The organism is Streptomyces sp. NPDC056503 (assembly GCF_042794995.1).
Classification (GTDB): domain Bacteria; phylum Actinomycetota; class Actinomycetes; order Streptomycetales; family Streptomycetaceae; genus Streptomyces.
The window spans coordinates 1-14,217 of record NZ_JBHTST010000031.1 but is presented as its reverse complement, the minus strand read 5'-3'; the positions used below and the strand labels follow the sequence as shown (position 1 = coordinate 14,217).

The 14,217-nt window shown below is 68.4% G+C and carries 17 protein-coding genes and 2 pseudogenes; 8 read left to right on the top strand and 11 right to left on the bottom strand.

The window, feature by feature from the left end:
- Positions 1 to 666: pseudogene (locus tag ACFQ8C_RS12385) on the bottom strand (DDE-type integrase/transposase/recombinase); the annotation flags it as partial.
- A gap of 351 nt (positions 667 to 1,017) precedes the next feature.
- On the opposite strand from ACFQ8C_RS12385, the gene ACFQ8C_RS12380 reads away from it, so the two are divergent.
- The gene (locus ACFQ8C_RS12380; protein WP_383455417.1) at positions 1,018 to 1,812 is read left to right on the top strand and encodes an SGNH/GDSL hydrolase family protein; all 795 of its coding nucleotides are present in this window, start codon (positions 1,018 to 1,020) and stop codon (positions 1,810 to 1,812) included.
- 170 nt (positions 1,813 to 1,982) lie between these two features.
- On the opposite strand, the gene ACFQ8C_RS12375 is transcribed toward ACFQ8C_RS12380, so the two are convergent.
- The 6 genes from ACFQ8C_RS12375 to ACFQ8C_RS12350 all read right to left on the bottom strand — a co-directional run bounded on the left by ACFQ8C_RS12375 (position 1,983) and on the right by ACFQ8C_RS12350 (position 4,971).
- Positions 1,983 to 2,282, bottom strand: coding sequence for a hypothetical protein (locus ACFQ8C_RS12375; RefSeq protein WP_383455507.1), 300 nt, complete (start codon positions 2,280 to 2,282; stop codon positions 1,983 to 1,985).
- A complete protein-coding gene (locus tag ACFQ8C_RS12370; RefSeq protein ID WP_383455414.1) occupies positions 2,209 to 2,661 on the bottom strand; it encodes a helix-turn-helix domain-containing protein in 453 nt (150 codons plus the stop codon). The genes ACFQ8C_RS12375 and ACFQ8C_RS12370 overlap by 74 nt, the downstream gene beginning before the upstream one ends.
- 187 nt (positions 2,662 to 2,848) lie before the next feature.
- Complete coding sequence (locus ACFQ8C_RS12365) at positions 2,849 to 3,472, bottom strand: hypothetical protein (protein ID WP_383455412.1); 624 nt, start codon at positions 3,470 to 3,472, stop codon at positions 2,849 to 2,851.
- Between the two features lie 286 nt (positions 3,473 to 3,758).
- Positions 3,759 to 4,193 (bottom strand): hypothetical protein, encoded by a 435-nt coding sequence (locus tag ACFQ8C_RS12360; RefSeq protein ID WP_383455409.1) that lies wholly within the window; start codon positions 4,191 to 4,193, stop codon positions 3,759 to 3,761.
- A gap of 262 nt (positions 4,194 to 4,455) precedes the next feature.
- Positions 4,456 to 4,620, bottom strand: coding sequence for a hypothetical protein (locus ACFQ8C_RS12355; RefSeq protein ID WP_383455407.1), 165 nt, complete (start codon positions 4,618 to 4,620; stop codon positions 4,456 to 4,458).
- A gap of 45 nt (positions 4,621 to 4,665) precedes the next feature.
- Positions 4,666 to 4,971 carry a DUF6207 family protein gene (locus ACFQ8C_RS12350; protein WP_383455406.1) on the bottom strand — a complete coding sequence of 102 codons (306 nt, stop codon included), beginning with the start codon at positions 4,969 to 4,971 and terminating at the stop codon, positions 4,666 to 4,668.
- Between the two features lie 872 nt (positions 4,972 to 5,843).
- Between ACFQ8C_RS12350 and ACFQ8C_RS12345 the strand changes: the two genes are divergently transcribed.
- Entirely contained in the window at positions 5,844 to 6,584 is a 741-nt protein-coding gene (locus ACFQ8C_RS12345) for a hypothetical protein (RefSeq protein ID WP_383455403.1), read from the top strand.
- 357 nt (positions 6,585 to 6,941) lie between these two features.
- Here ACFQ8C_RS12345 and ACFQ8C_RS12340 read toward each other — a convergent pair whose 3' ends face one another.
- Positions 6,942 to 7,304, bottom strand: coding sequence for a YciI family protein (locus ACFQ8C_RS12340; RefSeq protein WP_383455401.1), 363 nt, complete (start codon positions 7,302 to 7,304; stop codon positions 6,942 to 6,944).
- An 842-nt stretch (positions 7,305 to 8,146) separates the two neighbouring features.
- Positions 8,147 to 10,186 carry a hypothetical protein gene (locus ACFQ8C_RS12335; RefSeq protein WP_383455399.1) on the bottom strand — a complete coding sequence of 680 codons (2,040 nt, stop codon included), beginning with the start codon at positions 10,184 to 10,186 and terminating at the stop codon, positions 8,147 to 8,149.
- Positions 10,187 to 10,284: 98 nt separating this feature from the next.
- On the opposite strand from ACFQ8C_RS12335, the gene ACFQ8C_RS12330 reads away from it, so the two are divergent.
- On the top strand, positions 10,285 to 10,557 hold the full coding sequence (locus ACFQ8C_RS12330) for a hypothetical protein (protein WP_383455397.1): 273 nt from the start codon (positions 10,285 to 10,287) through the stop codon (positions 10,555 to 10,557).
- 111 nt (positions 10,558 to 10,668) lie between these two features.
- On the opposite strand, the gene ACFQ8C_RS12325 is transcribed toward ACFQ8C_RS12330, so the two are convergent.
- Complete coding sequence (locus tag ACFQ8C_RS12325; RefSeq protein WP_383455395.1) at positions 10,669 to 11,163, bottom strand: excalibur calcium-binding protein; 495 nt, start codon at positions 11,161 to 11,163, stop codon at positions 10,669 to 10,671.
- A 396-nt stretch (positions 11,164 to 11,559) separates the two neighbouring features.
- Here ACFQ8C_RS12325 and ACFQ8C_RS12320 point away from each other — a divergent pair, with 396 nt between their 5' ends.
- The 5 genes from ACFQ8C_RS12320 to ACFQ8C_RS12300 all read left to right on the top strand — a co-directional run bounded on the left by ACFQ8C_RS12320 (position 11,560) and on the right by ACFQ8C_RS12300 (position 13,696).
- Positions 11,560 to 11,745 (top strand): hypothetical protein, encoded by a 186-nt coding sequence (locus ACFQ8C_RS12320; RefSeq protein ID WP_383455505.1) that lies wholly within the window; start codon positions 11,560 to 11,562, stop codon positions 11,743 to 11,745.
- The gene (locus ACFQ8C_RS12315) at positions 11,742 to 12,509 is read left to right on the top strand and encodes a transposase (RefSeq protein ID WP_383455502.1); all 768 of its coding nucleotides are present in this window, start codon (positions 11,742 to 11,744) and stop codon (positions 12,507 to 12,509) included. Before ACFQ8C_RS12320 ends, ACFQ8C_RS12315 begins: the two co-directional genes overlap by 4 nt.
- A gap of 5 nt (positions 12,510 to 12,514) precedes the next feature.
- Positions 12,515 to 12,802 carry a hypothetical protein gene (locus ACFQ8C_RS12310; protein WP_383455392.1) on the top strand — a complete coding sequence of 96 codons (288 nt, stop codon included), beginning with the start codon at positions 12,515 to 12,517 and terminating at the stop codon, positions 12,800 to 12,802.
- A 214-nt stretch (positions 12,803 to 13,016) separates the two neighbouring features.
- Positions 13,017 to 13,151 (top strand): hypothetical protein, encoded by a 135-nt coding sequence (locus tag ACFQ8C_RS12305; protein WP_383455390.1) that lies wholly within the window; start codon positions 13,017 to 13,019, stop codon positions 13,149 to 13,151.
- A 263-nt stretch (positions 13,152 to 13,414) separates the two neighbouring features.
- Complete coding sequence (locus ACFQ8C_RS12300; RefSeq protein ID WP_383455387.1) at positions 13,415 to 13,696, top strand: hypothetical protein; 282 nt, start codon at positions 13,415 to 13,417, stop codon at positions 13,694 to 13,696.
- 212 nt (positions 13,697 to 13,908) lie between these two features.
- On the opposite strand, the pseudogene ACFQ8C_RS12295 reads toward ACFQ8C_RS12300, so the two are convergent.
- Positions 13,909 to 14,217 (bottom strand): annotated as a pseudogene (locus ACFQ8C_RS12295) (hypothetical protein); the annotation flags it as partial.

Below are 14,217 nucleotides of genomic sequence, written 5' to 3'. Positions count from 1 at the left end.
TCACCACCTCCCCGGCCAGCTGTATTGACCTGCGGCGTTGCTGACGCGGGGGAGGGGCGGGTGTCCGTCGAGCGCGGTGTGGCAGCGGTGGTGGTTGTAGGTGTGGAGGAAGTCCGCCAGGGCTTCGGTTCGCTCGGTGTTCGAGGTGGAGGGCCGCTGGTAGGCCCCTTCGTCGAGCAGGGTGCGGTCGAAGCGTTCGACCGTGCCGTTCGTCTGTGGCCGGTAGGGCCGGATCCTCTTGTGGGCGATGCCCGCTGTCGCGAGGGTCTGGGTGAAGAGCTTGGACTTGTAGCAGGCGCCGTTGTCGGTCAGGACGCGTGCGACGGTGGTGCCGTGGCCGGCGAAGAACGCGTTCGCCCGCTGCCAGAAGGCGAGGGCGGTGTGCTGGCGTTCGTCGGGCAGGACTTCGCTGTAGGCCAGGTGGGAGTGGTCGTCGACGGCCGAGTGGAGGTAGCTGTAGCCGATCACCGGAGTGCAGCTCTTGCGCTCGGTGGTGGTGGTGGCCTGGCGGTTGCGGTCGCCGGCCGGGCGGCCGACGGTTCGCCATCCGCCGCCGTCGGGGATGGTGCCGAGTTTCTTGATGTCGACGTGGACCAGCTTGCCCGGCCGGCCGCGTTCGTAGCGGCGGATCGGCTGGCCGGTGGGCCGGTCGAGCCAGGCCGGCCGGTGAGGACACGTTAGACCCGGATCCGTCTGCCGTGAACGGTCAGCCGGACATCACGGTGGGACACGAAGACCTCCGTGTGCGGTGTGGGGCCTGGACACCTCCACCACACCGGAGGTCTTCGCCATGATCAAGACCAAGCAGCGTCGACAACACTCGGGATCCATACATCCAGGTCGCGGCTTGACGCGCGTACCTGGCGCAATCGGGACGAGTCTACGCGCGGAGAAAAAGCGGGCGCCCAAAAGCGGAAGACATCCGTACCGGGGGCTACCCGCCGGTACGTACACCCTGCTAGAAGTGTCGCGTTCAACCAACCCACCTCCCGCACTCTGGATTTGAGGCTGATCGCCATGCTCTGGCGAAGATTCGTGCTGTCCGCATCAACCGCGCTCGCAGTGGCCGCCGCGACCCTCGGATTCGCCCAGCCGGCCTCCGCTGCCGGCCACCGCTACGTGGCCCTCGGGGACTCGTACTCCTCCGGCGTCGGCGCCGGCAGCTACCTCTCGGACAGCGGCGACTGCCGTCGCAGCACCAATGCGTACCCCCGCCTGTGGGCGGCAGCCAACTCCCCCTCCTCGTTCTCTTTCACCGCATGCTCCGGTGCGACCACCGGATCCGTCCGCAGCGGCCAGCTCGGCCCCCTCAACTCGACCACGACCCTTGTCAGCGTCACGGCAGGCGGCAACGACGTCGGGTTCGCGGACATCATGCAGACATGCGTGCTCAACAGCGAGGCCACCTGCGTCGCGGCCGTGAACGCTGCGGTCGTGAAGATGAACAGCACGCTGCCCGGTGGCCTCTCCGCCCTCTACGGAGACATCCGCAGCCGCGCACCCCAGGCGCGCGTGGTGGTTCTCGGGTACCCCCGGTTCTACAAGCTGTCCGGAAGCTGTATCGCCGGACTCACTGAGACCGAGCGAGCGGCCATCAATCGGGGTTCTGACACCCTCAACGGTGTTCTGGCGAAGCAGGCGGCGAACGCGGGCTTCACCTTCTCCAGCGTCGTCGACGAGTTCACGGGCCACGAGATCTGTTCCGGGGACTCCTGGCTGCACAGCCTGTCCGTACCGGTCTACAACTCCTACCACCCCAAGGCCGCCGGGCAGTCGGGCGGCTACCTGCCCGCCTTCCGTTCGGCCGTCTGACCCCTGCCCCTGGGCTGAGGAAGGGACCGCACCGGCCGCTCGGCGGCTCGGTCCGGTCCCGTTTCACAGGGGCGGGCGGCGCGCTGGACAGCGGCGTCGTCATCGGTGCCCGGCTCGGTGACGACGCGACCTTCCAGGCAATCGACGGCCGGCACTCCCAGCAGGAGGACCTAGTGATCCGAGTCGGAGATTCGTCGGCAGGAGGCGGCGACTTCGTCGAGAATCAGGTGGACCTGGAGGCCGGCCGGGACTTCCTTGTCGAGCTTGGCCGGGAACTTCTTGAACTCCGCCGCCCGGTGACGGCGGTGCAGGGAACCGATGACCCTGCCGGCCGCTCCTTCCAGGGCGGCGAAGAGAGTGGTCGTGCCGGCCCGGACGTAGTCGTGGCTTCGCCGTTCAGGAGTGCCGGGCCCCATCGGCAGGGCGGGCTGGGACCGGTCCAAGGCCTGGATCTGCGACTTCTCGTCCACGCAGAGAACAAGCGCCTTCTCCGGCGGTCGAGATGCAGACCGACGACATCGCGGACCTTGTCGACGAACAACGGGTCCGTCGACAGCGGAGACGACTGCGACCGGTGCGGTGCCAGGGCGAACGCCCGCCGGATCCGCGAGAGGGTCGACTGCGACGTACCCGTGGCCGCGGCCATCGACCGGGTCGACCAGTGGTCGCGTTCTTCGGCGTTTCCTCGAGCGTCTTGACGATCACCCGTTCGACGTCGGCGTCGGTGATCTTCCGGGGGACGCCGGGCCTCGGGTCGTCGCACAAGCCGTCCAGACCACGTTCGATGAACCGGCGACGCCAGGTGCGGACCGTGTCCGGAGTGATCCGCAGTCGACGGGACACCTCCATGATCGAGTGGCCCTCGGCGCACGCCAGCGCGATCCGCGACCTCTGGGCCAGGGCTGAGCCGTCGTCCGGCGACGTAACCAGCCCTCCAACACAGCCCGCTGGGCACCGGTCACCGACAACGGCGGAATCTTCGGACCCGGACGACTCATGTCATGCCCAACCAGCGACGAATCTCCGACTCAGGTCACTAGTGCACGTCGAACTTGTAGCCGTGCCGGATGTCCTGGGGGCAGCTGAACACCCGGAGGTCTCCCCACCTGCCCACGGTGATACGTGTGGTGTGGTCGCTTGCCACGGTGAACAGGAGTCTCATGGGGGTGTCACACGTACGGCAGCGGAACTCCCAGGGTTCAGTGAGGTGCCAGGTGGGCCAGCCGCCGAACTTGCATCCCGCCACGCGTGTGATGACGTCGTCCCCGTCCGCGTCGGAGGTCTCCTTCACCAGCCGTTTCACGTCATCCGCGACGTCGTCCGGCAGTTCCTTCGGGTAGGGAAAATCCGTCAGCGGCACGGGGGTCAGCAGGCACGGCCGGGGCGAGAAGCCGTAGTCGTCTTCTTCCTGCCGCACGGGCCCGGGGGCCGGAAAGGGTTCCTCTGGCAGGTCGGCTGCCCGCCACCAGCGAACGTCCACGACCGGGCTTCCGTCCGCGTGCGGAGCCGGCGGGTCCCAGTGCGGGTTCGGGCACCACAACAGCTGGAACACATCGGCGCCCTGTGGCCACCAGTCTCCCGGCGCGTCCCGTCGCAAGACCTGCACCACCGGGACCATCGCCACGGGCGGCAGCCCGGACGGCTCCTGTTCGTCCGGCACGGAGCAGTGCGGCCACGGCTCGCGTACCGGCCAGAGCATCGGCCCGGCGATGGAGCTGTCCTGGTGCCCTGGTGTCCCTGGCGTCGGATGGAGGACGATCGCGGGCCGGGCGTAGGGAGCCAGAGTGGGGACCGCGGCGAGAATGGCCTCGGCGGACGGTCTGTTCGAGTACGGCAGCACGATCGAACGGTACGCGGGCCTCTGGAAGGCATCAACCGCATGATCAAGCTCATCCTCGGCACCGCCACTGCGGCGGCCGTCGTGATCTGGCTTCGGGCGTGAACTGCTATGCGACCCAGCAGTAGACGCTCTGGTTCCGGCGCCGGGCGCTGCTGACGAGAGCGGCCAGATCACCCACGATCGCGTCGGCGATCTCCGTGCCGATGACCTCGCCGTCCTCCGCACGCAGCCGAGTCCACGAGGCGGCGACGTCTCGCAACCTGGCGTGCTCGGCGTCCGCGAGTGCAGTGGACAGGCGAGGCGAGAGCGCGAAGACGACGCACCCGTCATTGTCCTGGCCGGCGACGAGGCGAGGCTCACCGGCTTCGAAGAGTTCCTCGAAGCTGCCGCCGGACAGAAGGCATTCCCACTCCACCACGGCCTCTTCGGGATCGAAGTTGCCGAAGGAAAGCGACTCGAATGCCGGTCCCGGCCCGGACTGGAGGGCCAGACCCGCTGACGTGTCGTCCGGCGCCACGAAGAACTTCACGATGATGCTCACCCGGGCAGCATGCCCGACCGCCTACAGCCATGATCGGCCGGGCAAGTCCTGGCCAGCCGGGGCTTCACCCGGTGCTGACGCGGAACGGTACGAGGGCGTTCTGGTCGTCCTGACCCCAGCAGTTGGTCTCGTCGCGCTTGTCAGGGTGGTCCTTCAGCAGGAAGTCCCGGTGCCCGTGTGCGAGAGGGCCTTTCCGAACGGTGGAGCCCGCAACAGGAACTGGCGCCATAGCGTGGTCCCGCTGCTCCGGGCGCGGGGGGTTTCAGCAGCCGTAGGCGGTGCCGCTGGTGTCGGCTCCAGAGGCGTTCGGCCGCACATGCGTGACCATCAGAACGCCGGTGGTGGAGGCCGCCTGGCTCGGCGCGGCCAGAGCGACCACACTGAGTGCGACGGAAGCGAGTGCGGCGATACGTACGGTACGGCTCATCAAGCACCTATCTGGCGAAAGGGGGGCGGCGTCTGCGAAGAGCGATTACCGCCGCCAAAGAGCGCCGCATGTGCGGAAACTGTGAAGTTCGGCCAGGAGATGGCCGAGCCGCGTACGAACGACCCCGGGCCTAGAGATCTGGAGTGCCAGGCAGGCCCGAGCGCGGATGTCCGCGTACACCCGCGCTCGCACCCCCTCCTGGCCCGGTACGTGCCACACCGACGTGACGCCGGAGGTGGCCCACTGCTGCTGGAGACCGTCCAGCCTTGCGTGAGCTGTCTCCCCGTCAGTGGCGGTGACGTCCAGAACGACCAGGACCGGTTCGGCGATGTGCTGCTCGTCGATCTGCATGCTCCCAACGACGGCAGCACCGGGCGGGCTGGTCCGCTGGCCGGAAAGAAGCATCCGTACGGGGGAATGCGGGATCGACTGGCCCCTAACGTTCCCGTCAGCCCAACCCACTCATGGCACCGGTGGCCCAGCCGGGCCTCGCGGCGCTGCTGGCCGGCCGGTGTGCGACGCCCCACGTGGCCAGGTCGCGGGACGACCGGAGGAAGTTCGATACGGCCGGCCCCGCACAGGAGCTGATCGCGTCGAGACGCCACCCACGGCGGCGAAGAAGTGCGCCTCCCAGCCGGCTTCCCGGGCAGAACCACGCCGAAGTGCCCACCGACGCCACCGCCCAAACCGGATCATCGTCGGCATCCCCGGCCACCGACCCCAGGACGAACCCCCCATGCGCACTGCACGCCCGCTCCGTGACGCACTGCATCGGCCCTGGAGGGGAGGGCGCCAGGAGCGACCGCCACACACCCGCAGCGGAACCCCAGGCCTGCGCGCTTACCTCGATCCCGAGCCTGGTGATGCCCTGACAGCGCCACGTTGAACCGGCCCAGTTCGTAACCCGCCATCCCGTACCGCTGAGCCACCACGACCCCGCCCGAGGGCAACGTCCCCCACTCCTCCACCCCTCGGCGGCCGTCCTCGCGACGATCGTCGGCGTCGGCGTCGTCCGGTCCGCGCATCTGAGAGAGCCGAGGGGCACCTGGAGCACGTGGAGCACGTCCTGGCAGCGAGCGCCTTGCTCCGCCCGCCGCCTTGTCCGGACAGCCCCGCGCTACCGACCTGCCCTTGAACGGTTGTCAGTACCCGATGCAAGGATGAAAGGCGCCGATCTGATGCGAAGCCCGCGTCGGCAGGCAGAGACACCGTGGGGGTGGACTTTGGCAAGTCAGGAATCCGAGCTGTGCCGCAACTGCGGAGAGGCGATCACCCGCTTCGACGGCCGCTGGTCGCACGGCCGCTATGGGTACGGGGGATGGGGGACTGTCGGATGCAGCGCCTACAGCTTCACCCTGCACGGCGACTGGGACAGTCGCCTGACGAAGTCCGAGAAGGCGAGCCCCCGGACCAGAGCCCAGCTCGCCGGCAGGGAGGAGTTCCCTGCATGGCCCGGTCTGCAGCAGCAGCGCCGAGAAGCCGCAAGGAAAGAGCAGGAGGCTGCCGCGCTGGCCGCCACCCGCTTCTCCACGAAACTGGCCAAGGCCATCCAGGCCGCCGAATCGGTAGCGGCCGACCCGGCACACCACACCTTCCGCACCCTCGAACGCCGACGCCAGGCAGTGATCCTGGCCATGGAGGAACAAGCCCGCAGTGCCGCAGCCCGCAACGGCCACGCGGAAGTAGGCAGCGGCACGGTCGAAGACGAGCTGGCCCGGCTCATGCAACTGACCCAAGACGTGCTGCGCTCCCTGCGCACCGCAGAAGATCTCCTGCCGCCGGCCGAGGCACTCAAAGCCGCCGCAAGCCGGTACAGCGCCAGGATCGACCAGATCACCACCGACCCGTACGCCTCGAAGCTGCGGCAGGCAGACACAGCCTTCACCGAGCGGCGCACTCTCCAAGCCGCGCGCCAGCGCACGACACGCCACAAGGAGACTTCCCGCCCCGCAAGCGCCGACTGACACCGCCCACACACAGGAGCGGGCCAATGCATCACAGCCGCAGTGGCCCGGCACGCTACGTACTTTCTTCGCCCCACGATGTGACCTGAAGGAGTAGCCACCGGCGATCGGTACAGCAGGTTGATGAGGCATGACAGTCAAGAGAGTCGAGATCTCGCATGTGATGTCAGCGAGACCCGTCATGTGCCGCCATCACCGAATATGGAACAGAGTCGAACGATTTACAGTCCCGCAGGGGGGACCGCCCTCCTGCCGGACGTGAGACCGGGTGTCAGGTCCCACGGGCCCGAGCCCGATGGGGCGGTCCGCCCCATACCGCCTGCGGACTCGCCCCCCCGGCGCCGCTGCCCGGCTCGTTCACATGCCCGCCGGGGATTCGTGGAGGATCGGCCAGAGTTCGACCGGCTCCACGTCGGCGATGGGCATGTCCGCGGCGATCTCCTGCGCCCGCTGGAGGCTGTCGCAGTCGAGGAGGTAGAAACTGGCGATGTGTTCCTTGACCTCCAGGTACGTACCCTCGGCGACCGCCGGGGCACCGTCCCTGCGGCGCACCAGCTGGGCGGCGGCCGCGTCCGCGAGCCCGTAGGCACCCAGCAGTTCACCGCTCTGCCGGTACTTCCGGTTGAAGGCTTCCTGGCGGGCGATCGCCTCGGGCCACGCCTCGGCCGGGATGGCGTCCCACTTGGCCTGGCTGCCGTAGATCATCGCGACGTACTTCATCCCGGGTGTCCTCCCCATGCCGCACGCCCCGCCGGCGCGCTGTCACCCCTTGGTCGGAGCCAACAGCAGGCCCTCGACATCCGACGACAACTTTCCTCGAAGTCCTTTTCACCGCCGCCGAACAGCCCGGGCACGGCAGACACCGGACCAGTGAGCACCGCACCGCACCATCCCCGCTCGGTACCGGCCCCACCCCGTCCTTCCTGCGCCTGCTGGGGTGCCGCCCTGCATCGTGCTCGCTGACGGGAACCTGCGAGGTGGCCCGAGCCGGACCCACCGGCCACCCTGGGCCGTCGCGCTGCGCCTGCCGAGCCTTCATGCCTCGCTCTCGGCATCGAGGACGGCCTTCCCGATGCAGACCGCCCACTGCTATCGGGTCGCCAGGGTGTGGCGGGGGCGTCGGCTTCGCCGCGCCAATGGGCGAGGTTGTTGCGGGTGGTCAGGGTGCGCGGGGCCGAGGAGCAGGTCTGCGGTCGTGCAGAGGTGTTCGTAGGAGTCGTGGGCGGCGGCTTGTCCGGCTTTCCCCAGGGTGTTGCCGGTCTGGAAGAGGACGGTGTGAAGGCCGCTACCGCCCTGACCCCATCGTCATTTCCTTCCGGACCGCCAGAGGGTGACTGGCGGGGAAGTGGCCGTATGATGTGCCGAGCAGGGCCGAGCACGTCAGGTGCAGCGATTCGCCATCGCGTCGGCTCACAGGGAGAAATCGGGGTTCAAGTCCCCAACGCCCTCGTGGCGAACTCGTTCAATTGGCAGGACGCTCCCCTACTCCGCCCCGTCACCGGATCGCTGATCCGGTGACGGGGCGGAGGACTTTCCCCCTCCTACCGACATCGAATCGCCTGTCAGCCCCGGTCCCACCCAGTGGAGGTGGAGCTCGTCAGCCTGGCTACGTGCCATCCCTCCCGGGTACCACCGCGCAGCTTCTCGAGCACCTCCTCCTGACGGGCGGCCAGGTGCTCGATGACCTTGATCGCTGGCAGAGCAGCTTGTTCCGGGGTGGCCTTGGTCCCGTGCTGGTACCAGTTGCCCAGGAACTCCAGCGTCAGGTCCACCAGGGCACGCCCGACGTGAACGTCCAGGAGGTCGGTCGCGGATTCGAACCGGCCGTCATGCAAGGCGGTGTTCCGTATCACGTACAGCCAATCGAGGCTCTTCTTGAACCGGTCCGCGGTCTCCTCGATCCATAGGGAAAGAGAGGCGGGTGCGGCCAGCATGGCACGCCAGTAACGCAGTCGAGCCGCAGTCTCCCCACCGAGGAAGTCGGTGAGGGCAGCCAGAGCTTCGGCGGCCGTGTGAAGTGCCGATTCCGCGTCGGCGGGCGGCGCGAACGCGTCCAGCCAACGGTCCGGCTTGCGTAGCAACCCGTCGTCACCGACCCCGGTCCAGGCGTCCAGGGCCGCGCAGTGTGCCTCGGCTTTCCTTGCCTCCTCAAGTGCGGTGCGTTGATCGAGTTCGGCGGCCCGCGCCGCCGTCGCCTTCCGTGCCACTGTTGCCGCGTGGTCGCCTGTGGCCTTCTGGGCGGCAGCCTCCAACCTGTCGGCCTTGGCCTGTGCGTCGTGGTGTGCTGCGCGTGCGGCCGCGACCTCGGCCGCCACTGCGGTGCGCGTCCGCTGGTGCAGGTCGACGATCTGCTGACGGGCGGCCTGGAGACTCAGAGCTTGTGCCAACTTTTCAGGGCCCGTCTTCTGATCCGGGCCCTTGTTCGTTTTCACGTCCAGCGCCTCCAACGCGGCCCAGCACAACCCGGCAGCCGTGGTGGGCGCCTCGACCACCCGGGCGATGTGGGCGGTGCGCAGGCTCTCGCGCAGAGCGGGCGGCCAGCCTGTCGTCAGTGGCTGCACCGGGCGCGTCCCCAGGGCGGGTACGGAAAGCCGCAGCGTCCGATCCGAGCCTGGGTCATAGGCGAGTGTCTCGGGACGCAGCCGGATCTCCGACCTCCGCTGGCCTGCCACGTACTGGTCGAGCAATTCCGAGGCCCGGCGCCGGCCCAGCAGCGCGGCGCCACCCAGGTCGCGCGCACGAACGCTAAGGGTCAGCAGGACCTGGCCGCCTGCTTGGTCCCGGGACCATTCGCGACGCGTGTCGGATGCCTTCTTGGCCATGGCGCCTAGTTTTTCGAGGTCGGACGCCCCTCGACCCCACCCGGTCATGGGTTCGCCAGGCGAAACCCCCATCGCCGCACAGGCCGGGTCCATCAACCCTCCCAGCGATTCCAGTCCGGAGGTACCTTCGACGATCATTGCCACACGGAAATCCCGCTCCGCCGGGAGCAGCACCTTCAACATATGGTCGGCATCGAGGCTTCCCCTGCTCAGCGCGGTGCGTACCTCAGCGCTGAGCAAGTAATGCTGGCGGCCTTCCATCACGCACAGGGCAGCCATCTCGAGCGCGAGCCTTTGTCCGGTGCCCTCCGCCCCATGGCTCCGCCACGCCTCTGCGAATCCGTCTACGACGGCGGCGCGGACGTCGGCCCTCATGCCCTCCACGAGCACGGCCTTCGTCCGGCAGTCCGCCGCACTGGTCAGTCCCGCCTTGCCGCCTGCCTTGATCGATTCCAGCACGCCGACCGGTCCGTCGAGTCGGCCCGCCGATACGTGCAGCCGGACCACCTTCAGTTCTTCGAGCGCGGCCTCGACCAAGCTGAACGCGAGGCTCGCATAGGGCTGCAGCGTCGCCCGGCCCGGCCGTGCCCGAGACTCCAAGGCAGAATGCACCCGGGCAATCGCGGCGACCCCGGTCGGCTCGCTACTGACGTGTCGGGTCAGCAGCGCCCCAGGATTGCCAGCCGCCAGCACAGCTTCCAGCAGGGCCCGTTGGCCGTTACTGAGCCCGGCCCTTCCGCAGAGTCGGATCAACTCACTCTCAGCACTCACTAGTGACATGCCGGGACTCTATAAGCCGACACCTGTCCTGGTAGCCGCAGCGAATCGCGTCAGCAAGTCAACCTCTGACATGCTGACTTGACAGGGAAGGAGATGTAGTGGATCGCGTGCACGATCTCGCGCCGCGGCTGCTTCTCTGGTCCCCCGCCGAGCAGGGCTGCCCACCCATCCGGGACTTGGCCCACCAGGAGGTGGACCGCCAGCAGCAGACGCTCATGCCCAGCACGCTCGATTTCGACACCGTACGCATGGCCCTCGCCCTGTGCGCCTCCGCCACTGCCTTCCGCGACCTGCTCGACGAGCTCGTGCGGGACGTCGAGCGTGGCAGGATACGAAAACCATCAGAGCCCCTTCGGTCGCCAGCGTGTTGAGTGGAATCACCACGCCGACGACGAGGGGCCCTGCCTCGTCACCGCACTCGCTGGCCAGCTCATTTCACCCCCCGGTACAGGATGAAAGAGAGGCTCGCCGAGAAACGCTTCTCACAGCCGGGTTGCTTTGCGGCGCAGGCGGCGTGCGGTGAGGTAGCCGCCTGCCACGGTGGCTGCGACGGCCAGGGTGAGGCCCACGCCCACGCTGAGAGCGGACGGGCCGGATGCTCCGCCGATTCCGGCCCGGGTACCGCGGCTCGGGACGGCAGAAGCCGCCGGCTGCAGAGCGGTGGCGCTCGGGCTCACCGGCTGGATGGCGGTAGCGCTCGGACTCACCGGTGGCGGAGTGGTGGAGCTCGGGCTCACCTGCGGCGTGATACCCATGCCGGAGCGGCTGGGCAGTGCTTCGCAGGCGATGCCGTCATCGGGACCCTGGTCTTCGTCGAGCCGGTTCGGGTCGCTCGGGTTCCGGTCGAACTCCGCCTGCGCGTCTTCCTGGAAGCGGAAGTCCCGGCAGTTGAGATCCTGGGCATGAGCGGTACCGGACAACGGTGCGACAACGGCGATCGCCAGCGCCATACCCGCCACCACAGTGCGACTGCTCATCGGAAGACCTCCTCAGGGCCCTGTAGGCCTCACCCCACGCTAAAAGCGGACCGAGCCCCGAGCGCGTGACGCTAGGCCAAATGGGCATCACGTTGCGTGCCTCACTCGGTGACGGTTCTCGTGTTGTGCATGTTGTGCATGGGTTGTATGCCATCGGTTTCACTGGCGCCGAACTGGGACGATGACGGTGTCCGGGTGTCGGGCTTCGTCTGTTTCTAGGAGGTTCTGGCACAGACCTTGGGGAGTCGTCGCGGAAGGTGACGATGTCGTTCGATTGCGAGTGGGTGGTTCGCGTGAGACGGCGTACGCCTTGTCGTCCGGCAACCAGAAGTGGCGCTCCCTCAGGTGCTTGTCGGTCGATGCCGTGGTCGGCGGTGGACGGTGATGGTGCTGGTCATGCAGACCGATGCACCGTTCTGGCGCTCGCTGGTGTTCGAGGGGATCGACGATGTGGAGGTCGAGGCGGTTGCGGCCTCATTCGGCACGGTCGAGGAGGGGCGAGAGGCCGGGCGGCCGCGGCGGCGTGTCCGGATCGCGGCCGTTTCTCGGATCGGGTCCACGACCGTTACCAGCGCAGACTGAGAGACCTTCCGCTCGCTGAACAGGGCTTTGCGATCCGGCTGACGGTCCGGCGCTTCATCTGCGGGTCGACGGACTGCCCGCGCCGGACGTTCGCCGAGCCGTTCTCCCGGCCGGCCGTCCCGCACGCACGGTTCCCCACGCGGCTCAACCACGCCCTGGAGCGGGTGGGGATCGCCCTGGCGGAGCGGGCCGGCGCCCGACTGGCGGCCCGGCTGGGCTTCGGCGCGGGACGGATGACCTTGCTACGCAGGGTCATGGCACCGCCCGATCCGCAGTTCACCACACCGCGCGTGCTGGGCATGGACGACTTCGCTATCCGCCGTGGCCAGACCTACTCCACCGTCTTGACCAGCGTCGAAGACCATCGCGTGGTCGACGTGCTCCCGACCCGTGAAGCCGGGCCGCTGGACCGCCATCCTGGCGCGAAGATCATCTGCCGGGACCGGGCAGGCGCCTACGCCGAGGGCGCCCGACGCGGCGCCCCCGACGCCCTGCAGATAGCCGACCGATTTCCACCTGGGGCAGGACCTCGGCCGGGCCGTGGAGACCTGCGTCGCCGCCCACCGCGACTGCCTGCGCAACCCATCACCCAGCGGCACACTGCCGAAGACACCCCACCCGGACTCTGGCCCGACGCAGGACGACTCCGACCCCGCCGGCCGGCGGGCCGAGCGCAAGAAGGCCGTACACGCCCTGGTCCACGAACTGCTCACCCAAGGCCACTCACGCCGGGCGATCCACCCGGCACCTGGACCGGGGCCTGAACACCGTGCTCCGGTACGCGAACACCGCACGCCGGCAGGACACCATCCGCGACAACCGGCCCCGGCCCAACAGGCTGGACCCCTACAAGCCCTACCAGGGACGGCGCTCCGCCAAGGGATGCACCAGCGTCACCCGACTGTACGGCGAGCCGGCCGCCGAACAGGCTCCCGTCACCTACGGCATGCTCCGCGCCCACATCGCCACCCTGCGCGGGGCTCCTCCGTCTCATCGCCGCGGCCGCCGACGGTACGGCAGGCGACCGGCTGGCTCACCCGCCACCCCGCCGCCCTGAGCGAGGAAGACCGCGTCAGCCTGAGGGAGGTCCTGACACGCTGCCCCGAACTGGACACGGCCGCCGGACACGGCCGCCGGACACGGCCGCGGCTTCGGAGATACTCACCGACCGCCTCGGCGCCACCCTCCCTGTCTGGATCGACGCCGTCGACGCCAGCCGGCTGCCCGGGCTCACCAGCTTCGCACTCCACCTGCTCCGGGACCTCGACGCCGTGACCGCCGGCCTCACCCTGCACTGGAGCGCCGGCAGCATCGAGGAAGTGGTCAACCGCATCAAGAAGATCAAACGACAGCTCTACGGCCCAGCCGGATGCGAACTACTCCGCAAGATGATCCTGCTCCAGTAGCACCCCGAGACGCCCCCCCAAAGACCTGCGCCGGAACCGGGAAACAGGAGCACCTGCTGCGGCGGGCGTGCGGATCGAGGCCCAGGCAGGTGCCCAGCCGTGGCAGGATGGCCTCATGCTGATCCGAAAGGGCGATGCCGCGTAGGCGTCCCAAGGCCGTCCGCGCAGAGCGGTGGCGGCCACGATGGCAGTGTCCGGTCCTGAAAGTCCATGGTGTCTCCTCGCGGACTCGTGCAGCGATCCGCAGGGCCGAGGACCAGGAGATGTGGCCCAACGCGGTTGCTGACGCGCTCTCTCGCATCGAGTGGGCTTTCGAGCAGCCTGGCCGGTACCTGGATGCCTCCGTGTTCTGCTCGCCCGGGATAAACGATGCCCGTGATGATCTGGAGTGGGCGCTACGGTGCCTTCCTCCGGGAGCCAAACGGGACTTGGGCCGACTGATCACGCGCATCGATGAAGAACTGGAGCGCCGTACCTTGCCGGAACCCAACTACATCGAGTTCGCGACGTTCGGCTGGTGGTGGACCAGAATGCGGGAACGCTGACGTGCCTGGGGCGCGTGCACCTCCCTTCCAATCGAACGAAACCGTCACCCTCCGCGACGGCTCCCCAAGATCTGTGGCAGAACCTCGAAGTCGTGGACAAAGCCCCCCGCGCCGTCGCGACCCATTACGACAAGCGCGGTTACGTCTTCCTCGGTACTGTCACCGTGGCCGCACTCGCCGTCTGGCTCCGCACGTGACCGCGTGCCACGACCTCAGCTCACCGATGCACCCGGCGCCAACGCCAAGCCTGCTGCCGCGAGAAAGTCCTCAAGGCCGATGACACCGTTGCCGGTGCCGTCGCCCCATTCGATCAAGAGCCTCGAGCGGCCCTCGTTCCAAGACTCCGGCGTGTCGGCATCGTCGTCAGGGCCGGGGATGCCACTCGACGCAGCCCTCCCCATGCCGGTAGTCGGAGAGACAAGTACTGAGCTCTTTCCAAGCTGGCGGTGATGACCGCGAGTTGGACGGGCCTGCGCAACGGCGAAGCTCCTGGTAGACGGGTTCTCGACCAAGATCACCCG

Coding starts and splice junctions, on each gene's coding strand:
- ACFQ8C_RS12380 (WP_383455417.1), top strand. CDS start 1,018: ATGCTCTGGCGAAGATTCGTGCTGTCCGCATCAACCGCGCTCGCAGTG.
- ACFQ8C_RS12370 (WP_383455414.1), bottom strand. CDS start 2,661: ATGGAGGTGTCCCGTCGACTGCGGATCACTCCGGACACGGTCCGCACC.
- ACFQ8C_RS12355 (WP_383455407.1), bottom strand. CDS start 4,620: ATGAGCCGTACCGTACGTATCGCCGCACTCGCTTCCGTCGCACTCAGT.
- ACFQ8C_RS12350 (WP_383455406.1), bottom strand. CDS start 4,971: ATGCAGATCGACGAGCAGCACATCGCCGAACCGGTCCTGGTCGTTCTG.
- ACFQ8C_RS12340 (WP_383455401.1), bottom strand. CDS start 7,304: ATGAAGTACGTCGCGATGATCTACGGCAGCCAGGCCAAGTGGGACGCC.
- ACFQ8C_RS12335 (WP_383455399.1), bottom strand. CDS start 10,186: ATGTCACTAGTGAGTGCTGAGAGTGAGTTGATCCGACTCTGCGGAAGG.
- ACFQ8C_RS12325 (WP_383455395.1), bottom strand. CDS start 11,163: ATGAGCAGTCGCACTGTGGTGGCGGGTATGGCGCTGGCGATCGCCGTT.
- ACFQ8C_RS12320 (WP_383455505.1), top strand. CDS start 11,560: ATGCAGACCGATGCACCGTTCTGGCGCTCGCTGGTGTTCGAGGGGATC.
- ACFQ8C_RS12300 (WP_383455387.1), top strand. CDS start 13,415: ATGTGGCCCAACGCGGTTGCTGACGCGCTCTCTCGCATCGAGTGGGCT.